The organism is Streptomyces sp. NPDC000410, assembly GCF_040300305.1.
In the GTDB taxonomy this organism is placed as follows: domain Bacteria; phylum Actinomycetota; class Actinomycetes; order Streptomycetales; family Streptomycetaceae; genus Streptomyces.
Window position 1 is genome coordinate 55761 of the sequence record NZ_JBEPDM010000031.1, and the last position, 17083, is coordinate 72843.

The 17083-nt window shown below is 69.1% G+C and carries 24 protein-coding genes and 1 pseudogene; 16 read left to right on the forward strand and 9 right to left on the reverse strand.

The features are described 5' to 3' along the window. The first annotated feature begins 1 nt into the window (after position 1). Together ABT342_RS26065 and ABT342_RS26070 are read left to right on the forward strand one after the other, a co-directional pair. Entirely contained in the window at positions 2-289 is a 288-nt protein-coding gene (locus ABT342_RS26065; RefSeq protein WP_054232391.1) for a DUF1416 domain-containing protein, read from the forward strand. 114 nt (positions 290-403) lie between these two features. After that, entirely contained in the window at positions 404-688 is a 285-nt protein-coding gene (locus tag ABT342_RS26070; protein WP_351578541.1) for a DUF3099 domain-containing protein, read from the forward strand. A 10-nt stretch (positions 689-698) separates the two neighbouring features. Here ABT342_RS26070 and ABT342_RS26075 read toward each other — a convergent pair whose 3' ends face one another. The 7 genes from ABT342_RS26075 to ABT342_RS26100 all read right to left on the reverse strand — a co-directional run bounded on the left by ABT342_RS26075 (position 699) and on the right by ABT342_RS26100 (position 5103). After that, positions 699-1061: a DsrE family protein gene (locus tag ABT342_RS26075; RefSeq protein WP_351578543.1), complete on the reverse strand. Its 363-nt coding sequence runs from the start codon at positions 1059-1061 to the stop codon at positions 699-701. Between the two features lie 112 nt (positions 1062-1173). Further along, entirely contained in the window at positions 1174-2139 is a 966-nt protein-coding gene (locus tag ABT342_RS26080) for a MerR family transcriptional regulator (RefSeq protein ID WP_351578546.1), read from the reverse strand. Next, on the reverse strand, positions 2085-2327 hold the full coding sequence (locus ABT342_RS38275; protein WP_502965620.1) for a DUF6924 domain-containing protein: 243 nt from the start codon (positions 2325-2327) through the stop codon (positions 2085-2087). Before ABT342_RS38275 ends, ABT342_RS26080 begins: the two co-directional genes overlap by 55 nt. A 44-nt stretch (positions 2328-2371) precedes the next feature. Beyond that, entirely contained in the window at positions 2372-2932 is a 561-nt protein-coding gene (locus ABT342_RS26085) for a hypothetical protein (RefSeq protein ID WP_351578549.1), read from the reverse strand. A gap of 181 nt (positions 2933-3113) precedes the next feature. Continuing rightward, positions 3114-3299 carry a hypothetical protein gene (locus ABT342_RS26090; RefSeq protein WP_351578552.1) on the reverse strand — a complete coding sequence of 62 codons (186 nt, stop codon included), beginning with the start codon at positions 3297-3299 and terminating at the stop codon, positions 3114-3116. A gap of 748 nt (positions 3300-4047) precedes the next feature. Then, on the reverse strand, positions 4048-4242 hold the full coding sequence (locus ABT342_RS26095) for a DUF397 domain-containing protein (RefSeq protein WP_351578555.1): 195 nt from the start codon (positions 4240-4242) through the stop codon (positions 4048-4050). 9 nt (positions 4243-4251) lie between these two features. After that, entirely contained in the window at positions 4252-5103 is an 852-nt protein-coding gene (locus tag ABT342_RS26100; protein ID WP_351578558.1) for a helix-turn-helix domain-containing protein, read from the reverse strand. A 251-nt stretch (positions 5104-5354) separates the two neighbouring features. Here ABT342_RS26100 and ABT342_RS26105 point away from each other — a divergent pair, with 251 nt between their 5' ends. From ABT342_RS26105 to ygfZ, 9 genes are all read left to right on the forward strand, one after another. After that, positions 5355-5801, forward strand: coding sequence for an ATP-binding protein (locus ABT342_RS26105; protein ID WP_351578561.1), 447 nt, complete (start codon positions 5355-5357; stop codon positions 5799-5801). Between the two features lie 56 nt (positions 5802-5857). Further along, complete coding sequence (locus ABT342_RS26110) at positions 5858-6013, forward strand: hypothetical protein (RefSeq protein ID WP_351578564.1); 156 nt, start codon at positions 5858-5860, stop codon at positions 6011-6013. Further along, positions 6010-6345, forward strand: coding sequence for a hypothetical protein (locus tag ABT342_RS26115; protein WP_351578567.1), 336 nt, complete (start codon positions 6010-6012; stop codon positions 6343-6345). Before ABT342_RS26110 ends, ABT342_RS26115 begins: the two co-directional genes overlap by 4 nt. A gap of 345 nt (positions 6346-6690) precedes the next feature. After that, positions 6691-7365 (forward strand): hypothetical protein, encoded by a 675-nt coding sequence (locus ABT342_RS26120; protein ID WP_351578570.1) that lies wholly within the window; start codon positions 6691-6693, stop codon positions 7363-7365. Continuing rightward, positions 7362-8129, forward strand: a complete 768-nt coding sequence (locus ABT342_RS26125; RefSeq protein WP_351578573.1) for a hypothetical protein — start codon at positions 7362-7364, stop codon at positions 8127-8129. The genes ABT342_RS26120 and ABT342_RS26125 overlap by 4 nt, the downstream gene beginning before the upstream one ends. Beyond that, on the forward strand, positions 8126-8965 hold the full coding sequence (locus ABT342_RS26130) for a hypothetical protein (protein WP_351578576.1): 840 nt from the start codon (positions 8126-8128) through the stop codon (positions 8963-8965). The genes ABT342_RS26125 and ABT342_RS26130 overlap by 4 nt, the downstream gene beginning before the upstream one ends. Before the next feature lie 257 nt (positions 8966-9222). Continuing rightward, positions 9223-9795, forward strand: coding sequence for a heme-binding beta-barrel domain-containing protein (locus tag ABT342_RS26135; RefSeq protein ID WP_351578579.1), 573 nt, complete (start codon positions 9223-9225; stop codon positions 9793-9795). A gap of 34 nt (positions 9796-9829) precedes the next feature. Continuing rightward, positions 9830-10267, forward strand: coding sequence for a Fur family transcriptional regulator (locus ABT342_RS26140; protein WP_351578582.1), 438 nt, complete (start codon positions 9830-9832; stop codon positions 10265-10267). Between the two features lie 9 nt (positions 10268-10276). Then, positions 10277-11257 carry a CAF17-like 4Fe-4S cluster assembly/insertion protein YgfZ gene (gene ygfZ / locus ABT342_RS26145; RefSeq protein ID WP_351578585.1) on the forward strand — a complete coding sequence of 327 codons (981 nt, stop codon included), beginning with the start codon at positions 10277-10279 and terminating at the stop codon, positions 11255-11257. Positions 11258-11294: 37 nt separating this feature from the next. Here ygfZ and dtd read toward each other — a convergent pair whose 3' ends face one another. After that, entirely contained in the window at positions 11295-11720 is a 426-nt protein-coding gene (gene dtd, locus ABT342_RS26150; RefSeq protein WP_351578589.1) for a D-aminoacyl-tRNA deacylase, read from the reverse strand. A 158-nt stretch (positions 11721-11878) separates the two neighbouring features. Between dtd and ABT342_RS26155 the strand changes: the two genes are divergently transcribed. Together ABT342_RS26155 and ABT342_RS26160 are read left to right on the forward strand one after the other, a co-directional pair. Beyond that, positions 11879-12520 (forward strand): RsiG family protein, encoded by a 642-nt coding sequence (locus ABT342_RS26155; protein WP_351578592.1) that lies wholly within the window; start codon positions 11879-11881, stop codon positions 12518-12520. A 247-nt stretch (positions 12521-12767) separates the two neighbouring features. Next, a complete protein-coding gene (locus tag ABT342_RS26160) occupies positions 12768-14027 on the forward strand; it encodes a GNAT family N-acetyltransferase (RefSeq protein ID WP_351578595.1) in 1260 nt (419 codons plus the stop codon). A 147-nt stretch (positions 14028-14174) separates the two neighbouring features. Here ABT342_RS26160 and ABT342_RS26165 read toward each other — a convergent pair whose 3' ends face one another. Further along, positions 14175-14324 carry an Arc family DNA-binding protein gene (locus ABT342_RS26165; protein WP_351578598.1) on the reverse strand — a complete coding sequence of 50 codons (150 nt, stop codon included), beginning with the start codon at positions 14322-14324 and terminating at the stop codon, positions 14175-14177. 37 nt (positions 14325-14361) lie between these two features. Between ABT342_RS26165 and ABT342_RS26170 the strand changes: the two genes are divergently transcribed. The 3 genes and pseudogenes from ABT342_RS26170 to ABT342_RS26180 all read left to right on the forward strand — a co-directional run. Further along, positions 14362-15507, forward strand: a complete 1146-nt coding sequence (locus ABT342_RS26170; RefSeq protein WP_351578601.1) for an RNA-guided endonuclease InsQ/TnpB family protein — start codon at positions 14362-14364, stop codon at positions 15505-15507. 94 nt (positions 15508-15601) lie between these two features. Next, positions 15602-16363, forward strand: coding sequence for a winged helix-turn-helix domain-containing protein (locus ABT342_RS26175; protein ID WP_351578604.1), 762 nt, complete (start codon positions 15602-15604; stop codon positions 16361-16363). 50 nt (positions 16364-16413) lie between these two features. Next, positions 16414-16602 (forward strand): annotated as a pseudogene (locus tag ABT342_RS26180) (GntR family transcriptional regulator); the annotation flags it as partial. Positions 16603-17083: the final 481 nt, after the last annotated feature.

Below are 17083 nucleotides of genomic sequence, written 5' to 3' on the forward strand. Positions count from 1 at the left end.
CATGTGTGGAGCGAAGGCCGGCGGCCCCGACGCCTCGACGATCAAGCCCGGTGAGACCACCATCCAGGGCCAGGTGACCCGCGACGGCGAGCCCGTCACCGGTTACGTCCGTCTCCTGGACTCGACCGGCGAGTTCACCGCCGAGGTCCCGACCTCGGCGACCGGACAGTTCCGTTTCTACGCGGCCGAAGGCACGTGGACGGTGCGCGCCCTGGTTCCGGGCGGCACGGCGGACCGTACGGTCGTCGCGCAGACCGGTGGCCTGGCCGAAGTCGCCATCGCTGTGTGAGTAAGCCTTGTACTGGCCGAAGGGCTGCACCTCATGGGTTGGACGCCGTGTGGGGTGCGGCCCTTCGGTCGTTCTCCGTCGTTTCCGTCCCGTCTCCGGATCTACCCTGGAGGTGTGCTCGCCCGACGGCGCAAGGTCTACTTCTGGATGATGGGCGGATGCCTCGTCCTCTTCGTGTCCGCCTGGGCTTTCGTACGCCTCTGGTCGGTCCCCGTGGCCGTCGGCATGTGCTTCGTCGCCATGGTCATCCCGCCGCTCGCGGCGATGGTGGCGAACCGGCGGGGCCCCGACGACCGGTGGTGGGACGACCCGTCCGGGGACCCCAAGTCCGACGAGTGGTGGGACGAGCTGGACGGCAAGAAGCGCCCCGGCGAGACCCGGGACGAGCGCTGGGACTAGTGGACGGGTCTCAGTAGACGAGCGCCTGAGCGCCATCCGCCATCGCCTCGCTGACGAAGACCTGCGCGCCCGCGATCCGTACGCCCTCGATGACGTCCTTCTCCGTGATCTCGCGGCGCGCGGCGCACTGGGTGCACAGCGTGATCTGCCCGGCCGCAAGGATCGAGTCGATCAGGTCCGGCAGCGGCGCGGCGTGCGGCAGCTCGAACTCGGCCGCCCGGCCCGGGAGCGCGAACCAGGAGGACTCGCCGGTCAGCCAGAGGGACACCTCGACACCGCTGGCCACGGCCACCGCCGCCACGGTGAAGGCCTGCGAGCAGCGCTCGGGGGCGTCGGCCCCGGCGGTCACCTTGATCACGAGCTTTTTCGCCATGTTCCGAACTGTAATACGTGGCCGTACGACCCTGACCGGTCGGCGGCGGTGACGGCGGCCGGGCCCTGGCCCACCTGGCCGGCCAGGGCGTCAAGGCCACCGGCATCAGCCGCTAGGACGTTTCCTCCTCCATGCGGGACTGCCGTCCGGTGCGGGCGCGCAGGGCTTGAGTGAACCACGTGAACACCGGAGCCAGGCTGGGCGGGACGGGCCATCCGTTGATGACAGCGAGCAGGTGCCAGTAGCGTTCCGCGCGGGGGTCGCCGGCGATCTCCAGACGTGTCAGCAGCCAGTGCCGCAAGTCGGCGTCGTCGGCGCGGCTGAAGGTCTGCGCGTAGCGGGCAGTGAGGGCGTCGATGACGGGTGCGGCCTCGGCCGAGGCCGGGGCGATGCCGGCATCGAGCGCGCGGCCGACGCTGTCCCGAACGGTCTCGGTGAGGTCGTGGTGCAAGCCGGTGCGGTCGCCCTGGGCGCGCTCGGCCGCCTGGTACTGCGCCATACGGCGCACGGCCGCGCGGAAGTCGGGATCCTGGGTGAGCTCGGCGAGTTCCACCCAGGCGTCGACCTGCTCGGGCTCGGGGTCGTCCGGCAGTTCGGGCATGGCCGAGCGCATCATGTCGACGAAGTCGGCGTTGGCGTCGAGTCCGCCGAACGTGTCGTCGATGAAATCGGTGATCAGGCGCCGGCGTTCGTCGTCGGAAAGCTTGGCGAGCTTGTGCATCAGGTCCATCTCCTCGGGGCTGGAGCCGCGTTTGGCCACCGCGCGCAACACCGCGCGCCGCAGGCGCAGAGTGCGGATCTGCACCTCCAGGGCATCGGCGTGTGCGGTCGCGACCTCGGGCACCGAGACCTCCCGGTCCAGCACCTGCCGGATGACGGCAACGTCGAGGCCCAGGTCACGCAGGGTGCGCACCAGATCCAGACGCGTGAGCGCGCCGATGTCGTAGAGCCGGTAGCCAGCCGGGCTGCGGTCTGTCGGCGGCACGATCCCGGTGTCGGAATAGAACCGGATGGTCTTGACCGTCAGCCCGGTCCGCCGGGCCAGATCACCGATCGTGAAGAGCGTGTCGCCGTCCATACCCGCACTCTCGCGTCTCCCCCTACGGGAGACTCAACCCCGGTCTTCCCGCCGGGTCGCCACCACAGGTCTTGGCCATTACTCGCGGCGAACTCGGCGAAGCCCATGTTGCCGAGTGTCAGGTTCGCATGGACCGCGTGCACTGCAGCGGGCACGGCCCGGAGCTTCCGGGGCTCCGGCGACTCCATCGTGTTGGCTACGCAGGTCGGAACGGGGAACGCGATCCGTGAGGTCACCCCGGGCAGGGGCTGACCCCCGCAAGAGCCTCACCCTGGGCGCGGCGCAGGTGGTAGGCCCGTGTCACCACCGCCAACAACGGCCCCCAGGCGAGAATCGGGATGTAGCAGGCCCACAGGGCCCACGCCCCCGGGCCGCTGGTCGGGAAGGCCTCACCGGTGTCGTTCAGCGGGGGAACGAAATGGAACAGGTAGTTCAGGGTGGCGTACGCGGCCAGGCCGGTAGCCAGGAGGGCACCGATGCCGGCTGGGACGACGACAGCGCGGACCGGCAGCACACGGCCGCCGACGAACGGAATCCAGGCAGGCAGCCGTTCCCCCCAGGGCCGTACGAGCCCCAGGCTGAGCAGAGCAAAGCACTCGGCGACCAGCGAGAGCGAGAGCACGTACAGCCGCTCACCTGGCAACCAGTCGTGCCCGGCGTACCAGTCGGGCCAGCCGACGACGAGCGCAATGCGCCACAGCCCCGAGGGCAGTGCGCACAAAGGGATGGCGTACGCCGCCCACTTGATGCGGCGAGGTACGTCGAAGACGGCCTGGGGGAGGCTGGGGCTCATCACGGTCTTCCTTTCACCCGGAGTCCCTATGCCGCCATGCTCACCCCGCCACCTGCGGCACCGCGTCCACCGGCGGTCCGTGCCTTCTCCTCCGTTTGGGGGAGCAGGGATGAATCTGAGGGTCGGCCCCCCCGGCACCGCACTGACACCCAGCTCCTGCTGGCGCTCCAGAGGTAATGCCCTAGAGAGCGGGCCCTCCGGGTGCGTGCAGCAGCAACGGCGTTCCCGCAGGTCCCTCCTCGTGGCGGGGAGGGAAGGGGCATTCGTAGTCCTTGCGGGGGCAGACCACCAGGGCCGCATGCTGGAGCCAGCCCGAGTACAGCACGTACTGCCACTGCACATCGAGCCCCGCCTCAAGCCGCGTCACAGCGGTTCTGAGACGTGCTGCCGGTTCGATCTCGCGTTCCGCGTCGGGGCGCCGGGCGAGTAGGGCCGCCAGCCAAAGGCCGCCCTGTTTGGGACTGTTGTGGGTGCGGTCCATCAACTTGCGGGGTTTCCGCAGCCATTCGCCTACGTGCAGCGGTGGTGTCGGGCTGCGCCGGTTGATACGGACCGCGTCCGAAGGAATGAGCAGCCCTGTCCACGTATACGCGTGCCAGTGCGGCTCTGGTTCTCGCGGTGCCTGCGCCTCCATTGCGTCTGCTCCCCTTCGCGCCGTGCTGCTGTCGGGCGGTTTCCCCCTCATGCGGCACTCGGCGTGGGGTGCCGCAGGAGGGGGAGAGCGGTTCAAGTCCCCGGTCGCGCGTCTACGGGCGCGCTGCGGGGAGAGAACCGGTGAGCCCATAGCCCCACCAGGCATGGGCCCGCTTCCCTCGGCGCGGAGTACAGGAACGCCGGGGGAAGGAACTTGAGGTTCGGCCCCACCCTTTCCGGACGGGTGGAGGTGGGGCCGGCTACCGCAGGTTCCCTGGGGGGAGACGTGCGGGGGTAGCGGCGGCCAACTGGGGTTTGCAGGCTCCGTGTTGGCTGCGTGTAGTGACCGTAGCGCTACTCGGGAGCACGGTTCAACCCTCTAGCGGGTAATAGTTGCGACGGTGCTGGATGTAACCTTTGGAGGCAAAGGGGAAGCCCTCCACCCGTACGGGTAGAGGGCTGGATGAGCGTCCCTTGCGGCGCTAGATCAGATGATCGAACTCTCCGGCCTTCACGCCGAGGATGAACGCGCGGAGCTTCTCGGGGCTGGTGGTGACGATGACCTCGGGGTCGTCGCTCTCGCGCATCTTGATCGCGCCGTCGACGGATCCGAGTTCGACGCAGTTGCCTGCGGCGTCGGTGGAGTAAGAGGACTTCTGCCAGCGGATCTCAGCCATTTCAGACCTTCACAGTTGTTCGATCATCGCGTGAATGAAATCACGCGACTCTTGAGGGGGAAGGGACTTCTGTTCCGTGCCGTCGATGATGTGGCGGTGGTTCGCGAGTTGGCTTTCAGAGTCCATGAACGCCACACCGTTGGCTACGTCCAGTTGCACAGTGTCAAGCTGTGGTACCGGACCGGCTACATACATCACGGAGCTACCGGCGTTCGCGAACCCGCCCGCCTCGAACGGGATCACTCGAACGGTGACGTTGTCGCGCTCGGACACCTCCAGGAGGTGTTCAAGTTGTCCTCTGGTCACGGACGGCCCGCCGAACTTCATTCGCAGGGCGGCCTCGTGGATTATGAACGTGCAGTCAGGTGGCGATGCGCGATCGAGGAAGTCTCGGCGCCGCATCCTGTGGGACAGCCGACGGCGCAACTCGGCGGGAGCGAGCTTGGGGATCGCCTCACTGAAGACGGCCTTCGCGTACTCCTCCGTCTGAAGGACGCCAGGCATGTGGATGATGGTGACGTTGCGCAGCCCTTTTGCGTGATGCTCCAGTTCGGCGAGGTCGATCGCCCCGACGGGAAGCGTGCCGCGGTAGTCCTCCCACCAGCCCTTGACCCGTTCCTCCGCCATCGCGCGCAGCGCGTCCACGTAGGCCGCATCCGGCTCGCCGTAGTTGGTGGCAAGGGTTTGCACTCGCTCGGCGGAGACACCCGCTCGGCCGCTCTCTATGTTGCTGAGACCGCTTGAGTTCGTGCCCAAGGCCGCGGCGGCCTGCGCCATCGTCTGCCCGGACCTTTCGCGCATCTTGCGCAGCTCGGTGCCCACCCGCGCCTGTCGAGCAGTCGGCGCCTTCCTTGGTGGCATCGCCTCCCCTTTCGTTGGTGACCAGTGTGGCGCGAGCGGGGCTACGGGTCCAGTTACGGATAAATATTTATCCGTAACTTCATGAAGATTGCTTCGGGTCCTCTATGGTCTTGCTCAGCGCGGTACTCCAGTGAGCCCACAGTGCAGCCGGCCCTCCCATGCCCCAGGGCAAGGGGTTGCCTCATCGGGGGGACGGCCGAGCCATGGCGGCAGTGCGGCGTGACCACAGATCAACGCTGGGAGGCACGATCATGAGCAACACCGCAACGCACACCAAGTCCTTAACGCGCACCTACAGCACGCGCATGCCGTGCAGCGCCCACGCTCCACGGCTGTGCCGCAAAACCCTGGGGCTTTACCTCACCGTCGACGGGTTCGACGCCATCGTGGACAACGCCGGAGTCTGCGTCTCCGAGATCGTGACCAACGTCGTCCAGCACACCGAATCGCCCGACCTCGTGCTCACGGTCACGGTGCGCCAGGCCGAGGTGTACGTAGAGGTGCGGGATCGCGGCTCCGCCCTCATCCCCGTTCCCCCCGTTCCCCCGGAACGGCCCCCGCTCGAAGCGTCCGAAGAGTCCGGGCGGGGCCTCCTCCTGGTGGACAGCCTCGCCAGTCGCTGGGGTGTCGAGTACTTCGGCGGCGCCAGGCGGCCGTACGGCAAGTGCGTGTGGTTCGAGCTGGGGGCCGCGCGATGAGCCGTACGAAACTGCCACCGCGTCTCACCTCCCACACGAGCCCCAGGGGAGCGAGCATGCTCCGGATCTTCGAGCCGAAGTACAGGAAGAACCTGATCCTCTCGGAGTCCCAGGGGAAGAAACTGCTACTGCTCCTCGCGGCGCACTACGGGTGCCACCTGCTCTTCCTTCCCAAGCCGAAAGCCGAAGCGGGAGGGGGACCGGCCTCATGAGTGAGGGAGAGTTCTACTTCTGCGTCGCGCTGTTCCTCCTGGCGCTGGTGACGCTCGCCGTGCTCGCCGCGGCCGTCCTCATCCCGTCGTACCGGGGCAGTACCGCACCGCCTGTGGATGCCGGGCGCGCCACCAGCTACACGTGTTCGTGCTGGGCCGCCGAGGTGCGCGTGTACATCCCGGCCACGCGCGAGCGACGGGCGCGCCCTGTCGGCGGCAGGCACCGGCAGCGGCGCCGGTCGAGTGCCGCCCGCGCTCCGAGGCGCCTCCCGGGCAGGGGGCGCGGCGGGGGCAGCGGGATAGCTCCGTGTCGCCTGGCGCTGGCCGCTTAGGGGCTGACCTGGCCCGGGGCCACCTGCCGGCGGGTGCCGGACCCCAACCCATCGGGCTGGGGTCCGGCCCGTTCTGCCTTCAGGCTCATTCGAGGAGATCGTTTTTCGCCATGCTTCGAAAAGTAATACCTGGTCGTACAACTACGGCGGGGCGGTGCTGGTCGGTTGTACGTGCACGGACAACGGAAGCCGTGCCTCAGGTCTCGTGGGGGGACCCCTTTGGAACCGCAAGAAGAACCAGCACCGCAAGAAGAACTGGAACCGCAAGGAGAACAGCCGCTGCCCGCTCCGGCTCGTGCGCCACGCCGCCGTGGCCGTACCGCCGCACTCATCGTCGGCGCCGCCGTGCTCGGCGTCGTGGCCGGTGTCTGCACGGGATACGTCGTCCAGGCCGAGCGGCCGCCCGCCGCGCTCCCGTCGCTCTCGCAGCCGGTGCTCGCGCAGGCGAAGGGCAAGGGGCCGGAGCCGCTGTCCGCGGCGGTGGACCGGAAGGTGAAGACGGAGGGCGATCTGCGGAAGCTGCTGCTGACGGCGCCGAAGGGGGCGTCGGACCGTGACTCCGGCCTCTTCGAAGCGCGGTGGATGTCGCTGGAGCAGTACGCGTCGGAGTTCACGTTCCCGAGCGAGGCCGTCGCCCTTCTCGTGGAACAGCAATACCGCCGGGGCGCCCGGGTCGCCTGGCACGAGGACGGCGATCGGTTCGTCGAGATACGTCTGCTGCAGTTCCGGGACGAGAAGCGGTACGGGTACGGAGACTCCGGTGCGGAGGCGGCGGTGCACGACTCGGTGGCCTGGGCGGAAGAAGAGACCGGGAACCCTGGCAAGGCCATCGCCGGGTCGCCCGCCGGCCGCTACTTCGTCGACGACAGACCCGAGGTCGAGGACGGGCAGCGGACGTACAAAGCCAGGGCACATGCCTGGCGGGGGGACATCGCCCTTGAGATCTGGATCGCGGACAGCAGACCGGTGAGCGAGAAGAAGATCAGGGATGTGGCCCAGCGCCAGTGGGAGCGCCTGTGAGTGAGCACCTCGACACCCCCGCCCCGAAGTCACGTGGGCGCCGGCTGATCGCCACCATCACCGCATCCGTCCTGTTGCTCGGCGCGGTCGGCTCGGGCATCAGCTACACCGTCGTCAAGGTGCGGGATGCCGACCGCACCCCTGAGGCCACCACCTGGCGATTCCCGGCGGCCGCCGAAAGCGACTCGCCCGCCCCGAAGCCCGCCTCGGAGCTGGAGCGGATGCTGCTCCCGCTCCCCGACGACTACCGCTACGGTCCCGACCACGAGCTGGACGGTGCGACCGTGGTCCTCAGTGGCGCCAAGGCGAACGTCCTGGCCAAGGAGGCGCTGAAGGCCGTGCCGCTCCAGGAGCGCAGGAGCCTGGAAAGGGAGATCGACAAACGGCGCATCAAAGGCATGGTCGAGCGCAGTTACGCCGACAGCTACGGCAGTGAGGCAGAGGCCGTCGTGGTCAACATCGCGCTGGTGCAGATGGAGGACCAGCGGGCCGTCCGTGACACCGCCCGCTTCCGCTCGGCGCTGCTGAAGGACACGGACGTCTTCCGCAAGGGCCCGGCCATCAAGGGCCACAAGGACGCCACCTGCGCCGTCATGCCGGAGGCCGAAGAGGACGAGCCCGCGAGGATGCTGTGCTCCGCCCACCGCGGCGAGGTCCTGGTCAGCGTCACCGCGTACGGGACGAAGCCACTGCACACCGAGACGGTCGCCGACCTGCTGGCCCGGCAGCTGGACCGGATCGAAGAGCCCGGGGAGGCCGTATGACCGAGCAACAGGTGACCGTCGAGCCCGTCGGTCCGACGACGGCGGAGATCCCGCCCCCGCCCGCCAAGGACCGCCGCGTCCTGCGAGCCGTCGCACGGTGGGCGGCTGCCGCCCTGGTCTTCGGCGCCCTCGGCGCCGGAACCGCGTACGGGATCACCACCCAGGAACGTTCCGACCTGCCCGGTCTCGCGACGGAGCCGGACGGGCGCTGGGACTACCCGACGCTGACTCTTCCGCCGCTTCCGTCCGGCTCGCCTCGCCCGTTCGAGGAGCGGAACATCACCGAGAGCCACCACGCGGACCTGCGTGCACTGGTCCTGCCCGCGCCCAAGCGCGCCAAGCAGGACCCGTCCTTGGTGGGCAAGGACGGCTGGCTGCCCACTGCCACGTACCTGGCGCAATACGAGACCGAGGACCGCGAGGCGGTGGCGGGTGCGCTCGCCGAGCGAGGCCTGAGGCATATCGCCGCTCGTGGCTGGACCACGCCGGACGGCACCCGCACCCGCATCTTCCTCCTGCGCTTCAACGGCGCCGCGGCCGCCGACGACTTCCTGACCGACGGGCCGGGAACGTCCATCACCCCCATCCGCCGCCTCCTCGACGCGGGCGAGTCCGAGCTCGACGAGACCTTCCCGGCCGCCGCGAACATGGACAACATCAACTGGTACGCGTACACGGAGCAGGAGCCGTACGGAAACGAGCACGTCCGTCAGGCGTACATCCAGGCGGGCGACACCATCGCCCTTGTCGTCCTCGCGAAGGACGCGAAGAAGGGCGCCGTCGCGGACGTACCGTTTCAGCAGACCGTCGTCCTGCAGAGTCAGCTCCTGAGCTGAGGCGGCAGCGGAACGACCTCCCAGCGAGCGCCGGGCCCCAACCCATTAGGCTGGGGTCCGGCCCGTTCTGCCTTCACGCTCATTCGAGGAGCACCCCGTGATCGTTTTCTTCGAAGCTCTGCTGGTCCTGGTCTGCGTCGCCACCCTCGCGTTCGCCGGTCTGGCCGTGAAGAAGCTGTACCAGGGCCAGCGCTGACCCCTCGCGCCCTCGCCGTCACCCCGCTCATCCCCTCCAGAACAGATCGACAGAGACGCTCATGATCGAGATCCCGTCCGACCTCAACCCCGAGCTCGTCCCGCTCGCCTTTCTGCTGGGCACCTGGGAGGGTGCGGGTGTTTCCGACTTCCCCGGCGCGGAGAAGTGCAACTTCGGCCAGTCCGTGACGTTCAGCCACGACGGCCGGGACTTCATCGAGTACGTCTCGCACAGCTGGGTGCTCGACTCCGAGGGCAACAAGGTCAGGCCGCTGGAGTCCGAGTCGGGCTACTGGCGCATCGACAAGGACCGCAAGGTCGAGATCGTCATGGTCCGTGACCAGGGCATCGTGGAGATCTGGTACGGCGACCTGGCCGACAAGAAGCCGCAGATCGACCTGGTGACGGACGCCGTCGCGCGTACCGCCGCCTCCGGCCCGTACACCGGCGGCAAGCGGCTCTACGGCTACGTCAAGGGCGACCTGATGTGGGTCGGCGAGAAGGCCACCCCCGAGGTGCCGCTGCGGCCGTACATGTCGGCGCACCTGAAGAAGGTCGTCACCCCGGAGGATGTCGCGTCCTGGGCCAAGGACCTCGGTGACCTTCCGGACGACGGCATCGCTTTCTTCAAGTAAGCCCAGCGTTCACCGCGCTGCCTACACTGGTCGCGTGGTGAGCACCGACTGGAAGAGCGATCTGCGGCAGCGCGGCTACCGGCTGACCCCGCAGCGCCAGCTTGTCCTCGAAGCCGTCGACACCCTCGAACACGCGACCCCGGACGACATCCTCGGCGAGGTCCGCAAGACCGCGTCCGGCGTGAACATCTCCACGGTCTACCGGACCCTGGAGCTGCTGGAGGAGCTGGGCCTGGTCTCCCACGCCCACCTCGGGCACGGCGCGCCGACCTACCACCTCGCCGACCGTCATCATCATCTGCACCTGGTCTGCCGGGACTGCTCGAACGTGATCGAGGCGGATGTCGGGGTCGCCGCCGACTTCACGGCGAAGCTCCGTGAGACCTTCGGCTTCGAGACCGACATGAAGCACTTCGCGATCTTCGGCCGGTGTGGTGCATGCACAGCGAAGGCGGCAGAGGGCCAGTCGTAGGCTGATCCCATGCAGCGACATTCAACGATCAGCCCCTTGCTGTCCCTGCCCGGCGCTGTCCCCGCCGACGGACGCGACGAAGGCGTCGCCGCGCACTACGGCGACCTGTTCCGCGAGCAGCGCGCGCTCGCCGACGGCACCGGTCTCGTCGACCTCTCGCACCGAGGTGTGGTCGCCGTCTCCGGCCCCGACCGGCTCAGCTGGCTGCATCTGCTGCTCACCCAGCACGTCAGCGAGCTGCCCGTCGGGCAGGCCACCGAGGCGCTGATCCTGTCGGCACACGGTCATGTCGAGCACGCGCTCTATCTCGTCGACGACGGCGAGACGGTGTGGGCGCATGTCGAGCCCGGCACGCAGGACGCGCTGATCGCGTACCTGGAGTCGATGAAGTTCTTCTACCAGGTCGAGGTCGCCGACCGGACGGAAGACTTCGCCGTCGTGTACCTGCCGGCCGGTTCGATCGCCGAGGCGCCTGAGGGAGTGGTCGTACGGGAGACCCCGTACGGCCGTGAACTGTTCCTGCCGCGCGGGGCGCTGGAGTCGTACGCCGCCGCCAACGGCCCCGCCATCGGTGTGCTGGCCCATGAGGCGCTGCGGGTCGAGGCGCACCGGCCGCGCCTCGGGTTCGAGACCGACCACCGCACGATCCCGCACGAGCTGGGCTGGATCGGCACGGCGGTGCACCTCCAGAAGGGCTGCTACCGGGGCCAGGAGACCGTGGCGCGCGTCCACAACCTGGGGAAGCCGCCGCGCCGGCTGGTCTTCCTGCACCTGGACGGCAGCGAGGTGCATCTGCCCGGACACGGCACCCCGGTGCGGCTCGCTGCCGACGGGCCCGACGGGCGGCAGCTGGGCTTCATCACGACCTCGGCCCGGCACCACGAGCTGGGCCCGATCGCGCTGGCGCTGGTGAAGCGGAACGTGCCGGTGGACGCGGACCTGCTGGCGGGGGAGACGGCGGCGGCCCAGGAGACGGTCGTGGAGCCGTAAGGACGGCTGAGTACGGTACCTGGGTGCGGCCGTTCCGCTACACCTCGACGATCACCGTGAACGGGCCGTGATTCGTGAGCGAGACCCGCATCTCCGCTCCGAACCGGCCCGTCTCCACGCGCGCCCCCAGCTTCCGCAGCTGCTCCACCACCTCGTCGACGAGCGGCTCGGCGATCTCGCCGGGCGCGGCGGCGTTCCAGGTGGGGCGGCGGCCCTTGCGGGCGTCCCCGTAGAGGGTGAACTGGGAGATCACCAGCAGCGGGGCGTTCACGTCGGAGCAGGACTTCTCGCCCTCCAGGATCCGCACCGACCAGAGTTTGCGGGCCAGCTGCGCCGCCTTCTCCGGGGTGTCCGCGTGCGTGACGCCCACCAGCACACACAGTCCCTCGCCGACGATCTCGCCCACCGTCTCGCCGGCCACCACGACGCTCGCGCCGTCGACCCGCTGTACCACTGCTCGCATACGGACCAACCTATCGGTGAGCCATCCGGGTCCGAACGGGTGCCGAGCGCCTGCGTGCGAACCGTCCGTAATGGCACGATGCACGGAGGCGGTGCAGCCCCTCGGCCCTCCGGGCCCGGGGAGACCCCGTGCACCGGTCGAGGGGATTGATTCACGTCATGAGCACACCTGGCGCCGGGCAGCCGCCCGGCCCCGTTCCGATGACCACGCGTCACACCATGGGCGCCATGCGTCCGCCCCAGCCGCGCGTTCCGGGAGATGACCTGCCCGAGGCGCGGGGGCACGATCTGACCGCCCTGCGGTTGCCGGAGCTCCGGTTGCTGCGCCGCGACTCGCAGCGCGACGAGGCGGACCTGAGCTATCTGCGACGGCTGCTGCACGGCCGTATCGACATCCTGCGCGCCGAGCTGTCGCGGCGTACGCAGCCACCGGCGCAGCCGGGACCGGGCGGCGGCCGCCGGGCCGCCGGGCCGGATGCCGCGGTCGTCGACCGGCTCTCGGAGATCCTCGCGGACGCGCCGTCGCGCCGTGGCAGTTCGGCCCGGCACGTGACGCTCTCCACGCCGCGCGGCGCGGAGTACCGGAGGCTGGCCGCCGAGATGCTGTCGGAGGTGGAGCTCTCCGACCTGGACGCCCGTACGGACGCCGAACTGCACGCGGCGATGGGGCGGCTCGCGCACTGCGAGCAGCAGGTTTCGCGGCGGCGCGCGACGCTCCAGCGGACGGCCGACGACTGCAGCGCCGAGATCACCCGCAGGTACCGCGACGGCGAAGCGCAGGTGGACGACCTGCTGACCTGAGGCTGTCCCGCAGGCCGCCGACCCGTTCTCGCCGCCGCTGGGCGCGACTGTGCGGTGGCCTTCTCGGGCGCCGCTGCCGGGCGCCGTTGCCGGGGCCCGTGACTGGGCGTCCCTGCCGGGTGGCGGGGAGCGGGCCGGTCAGAGCGGGGGCCGGGAGAGGCGTCCGTCGCCTCGGGCAGGGCGCCTCGGCCCTCGGCCGGGGAAAATGCGCGCGACGCCGGGGCGCGGAATGTCTAGCGTGGACGGCATGAGCCTTGAGGGCATCGCCATTCGTACGGTCACGGAAGCCGAGGTCCGCGACTGGCTGCGGGCCATGGCCACCGGCTTTCTGCAGTCGCCCGTCATCGAGGAGTCCGAGGCCGCCGACCGTGCCGCGCACATGGACCTCGCGCGGACGCGGGGCGCCTTCGACGGCGGGCGGTGCGTGGGGACGTACCGTTCCTTCAGTCAGCAACTCACGACGGTCGGCGGCGCGTTCGTCGCGGCGAACGCCGTCACCCAGGTCACCGTCGCGCCGACCCACCGCCGCCGAGGCATCCTGACCCGGATGATCACCGAGGACCTGGCGGAGGCGAAGGAGCGCGGCGACACCGTCTCGACGCTCATCGCGGCCGAGTACCCGATCTACGGCCGGTACGGCTTCGGCCCGGCCGCCCGGGTCACCGAGTGGGAGATCGACGTACCGCGCAGCGGCCTCGATCCCCACTGGTCGGGACCGGCGGGCGGGGGCCGGGTGGACCTGGTCGACGCCGATGACGTACGCAAGGCGGGCCCCGGCCTGTACGAGCGTTTCCGCGCGCGGCAGCACGGCGCGACCGACCGGGACGAGCGCTGGTGGCGCGTGAACACGGGCGAGGTGCGCAAGCCCTCGCGGCCGTGGACCGAGCCGTACCACGCGCTGTACCGCTCGGCGGCGGGCGAGGTCGAGGGGCTGCTCACGTACACCGTGGACACCCGGTGGAACGACGCGGGACAGCCCGCGAACACGGCGAAGGTGGAGAGCCTGATCGCGGTGACGACGGCCGCGGAGCGCGCCCTGTGGGAGTACGCCTGCTCCATCGACTGGATCACCAAGGTCCACTCGGGGGCCCGCGCCCCCGACGACCTGCTCCCCCTCTTCCTCCCGGACCAGCGGGCCGCCCGGATCGTGACGCACGCGGACTTCCTGTGGGTGCGGCTGCTGGATGTCGTACGCGCGCTCCAGTCGCGTACGTACGAGGCGTCGGGCTCCCTGGTGCTCGACGTGCGCGACGACGGGGCCGCGGGGCCCGTGGGCGGGCGCTTCCGGCTGGACGCGACACCGGAGGGGGCGTGGTGCGTCCCGACGACGGAGTCGGCGGACCTGGTCCTGGGAGCGGGGGAGCTGGGGGCGCTCTACCTCGGGGGCGAGTCGGTGATACGGCTGGCGGCGGCGGGCCGCGTCGACGAGGAGCGGGCGGGCGCGGCGGCGCGGGCGGACGCGGTGTTCCGGGCGGGGCGGCTGCCCTGGTGCCCGGACATGTTCTGACCGGTCTTCGGCAACTTCCCGTGCGGGGACGGCAGTTGTAGCGTCGACGTATGCGCAGCTATCGGGAGCGGCGGCAGTACTCCCCCGTTTACGGGGGAGGTGTAGCCGTCTTTCCCGCGTAGCGGGGCAGGGAAAGGCGAATCGCCGTCAGGGCGATTCGTCGTCTGTCTCCACGGAGCTGAGAGCGACCTCAAGCAGGTGCACGATCTCAGAGTTGAGGGACCGCCGGTCGGCTTCTGCCTGAGCGGTCAGCCGGGCGTGAATGTCATCGGGGAGGCGTAGAGTCAACTGAACCATGACACCATTATAGGTGCATTCTGGTATCGTGATCGATGTGAAGCTCAGGTATCAGTTCCGGCTGTACCCGAGCGCCCCGCAGAAGATCGAGCTGGCGAAGGCGTTCGGATGCGCCCGTGTTGTATGGAATGACGCGCTGCGCATCCGGCAGGACGCCTACAAGCGAGGCCAGCCGCTTCCGTCGATCGTCGCGCTGGCCAAGCAGGTCATCACCGAGGCCAAGAAGACCGAGGAACGGGCCTGGCTCGCCGAGGTGTCGGCGGTCATACTTCAGTCGTCCCTTCGGGATCTCCAGACGGCGTACAGCAACTTCTTCGCCTCGAAGAAGGGCACCCGCAAGGGTCCGAAGATCGGGCCACCGCGCTTCAAGAAGAAGACCAGCCGCCAGGCGGTGCGGTTTACCAAGGCCGCCCGCTTCTTCATCACCGAGGACGGCAAGCTCCGACTTCCGAAGGTCGGAGAAGTGGAGGTCCGCTGGACCCGCGAACTTCCCTCCGACCCGTCGTCCGTGACGGTCATCAAGGACGCTGCCGGACGGTACTTCGCCTCGTTCGTCGTGGAGGCCGAGGACAAGCCGCTGCCTGAGCTTGACAAGGAGGAGACGGACACCGGGATCGACCCGGGCCTGTCCTCCTACGCCGTGCTGCGCGGGCGGAAGATAGCTTCTCCGAAGTTCTTCCGCCGCCAGGAGAAGAAGCTTCGCCGTGCTCAGCGCAAGCTCAGCCGGTGCCAGAAGGGATCGAACAACCGCAGCAAAGCCAAGCTGGCCGTAGCGAAGCTTCATGCGCGCATCGCCGATCAGCGACGCGACTTCATCGAACAGGAAACCACCAGGATCACGCGTGAGAGCCAAGCCGTGTATCTGGAGGACCTGGCAGTGAAGGGCATGGCCAAGAGCTTCGGCAAGTCCGTGCACGACCAGTCCTTGGGCATGTTCGCCCGCACTCTCGAAGCCAAGTGCGCGAGATACGGGCGAATCTTCGTGAAGGTAGACCGGTTCTTTCCCTCCACCCAGTTGTGCTCCCACTGCGGAGCACTCACCGGGCCAAAGGGGAAGGACGGGCTGCGGATACGCACCTGGACGTGCGACTGCGGCACCACCCACGACCGGGACCAGAACGCCGAGTACAACCTCCGCCTTGAGGGGCGGAGCATCGTGGCCGAGGGACGCTCGGACACGTAAAACGCCTCGTGGAGCCCGTGTAAGACCCGGCAAGCCGGGCGGTGGGTGATGAAGCAGGAACCACCTACGACCGCCGCTCAACAGTGGCGGCCCGGTGGGAATCTCCACCCTTCAGGGTGGAGAGCGTCAACAGGAGATCGCCGACATGCGGGCGGTGCGGGAACGCATCTGCAGCGGTGAGCTGAAGGCCGGCCAGCAGATGTCCACCCAGTCCCGTCTCGCGCAGGAGTTCGGCGTCGAGCGCGGCGCCGTCCGTCAGGCCTTGAGGATTCTTCAGAGCGAGGGGCTGCTCGCGAACACCGCCAAGGGCACCCCGTCTCGTGTCGCCCCTGCACCGGACGCCGCTCGGGCCGCCGAAGCGGCGCCGCAGCCGGCGGCGGTCGCGCTCGGCCCGCGCCTGGCAGAGGCCTTCACCGCCCGGGAGGTCCGCATCGACGCGCTCTGCCTGACGGCCGAATTCCTGATGCTGGCCTGGGCGAGCCGATGCGCCTCGCTCAAGCCGGACCCCGACTGCGTCCTGCGGGCCTGGAAGGGCTGGGTGTGGCGCCGGGGGACGCGGTGCTGCTCAGTGACGCCCCGACCGATCTGCAGGCGGTGCGCGCAGCGGGTGTCGGTTTCCTCGGCTACGCCCGCAACCGGCGCAAACTCAATGCTCTGCGCGAGGCCGAAGTCGAGTTCATCGTCGAGTCGCTGGAGCCCGTGCTGGATGCGGCGCGACGATTGCGGTGAGGCCTGCCCGACCATGTTCACCGTTCACGCGCGGGCTTCCCGGAACCATCCGGTCCAATTTGACCGGATGGCTGCTTATTTGATGGTAAGATGGACAATAATCGTGATTGGTAGTCAAATAAGCTGAGTTCGCCGAAAACTCGCGTGTGTAGCCCCGTCGAGCTGTGCGGTCGACACATGGCCACTGAACGCCCGGGCGCCGCTGACGGCGCCACATCGCGTAGGGGCGCACGGACGGCACAGGAGATCGCTGACGAACTGCGCACCAGGATCGGCAACGGGGTGTACCGCGTCGGGCAGAATCTGCCGACGCATCACGAGCTCATGGCGGAGTTCGGCGTGTCCCGGGACACCATCCAGCGCGCGATGCGCGAGCTCAAGACCGAGAACTGGATCGAATCCCGCCAAGGCAGCGGCACCCGCGTCGTCGAGCGCGTTATCCAGACCCAGCAGATCCACACCCGCGACACCCGACCGACGCAGCCCGAACCGGTCGGTCTCGGCGGACTCATCGCGGAGGCCTTCGAGGCGGAGGAAGTCACCCTCGACGCCTTCTGCCTGACCACCGAGTCCCTGGCCAACCATGTCGGTGTCCAGGCCGAGCGGCTGGTGCATCGGCAGGTGCGTCCGCGCAGCATCACGCTGCGGCTGCTGCTGCCCAGCACGGACCCGCCGCCGGCGTTCCCGTCGGCCGCCGACGACCCGGACGACGACCGTCCGCACCGCCGCTGGGCGAACATGGTGGATCTGCACACGGGGCGGCTGCGGGAGAGGCTCGCCGAGCTGCGCGACAGCGGACTGGTCGGCACGGCGGAGGTGCTGGTCCGCAGGACGCCGCTCACCCCCA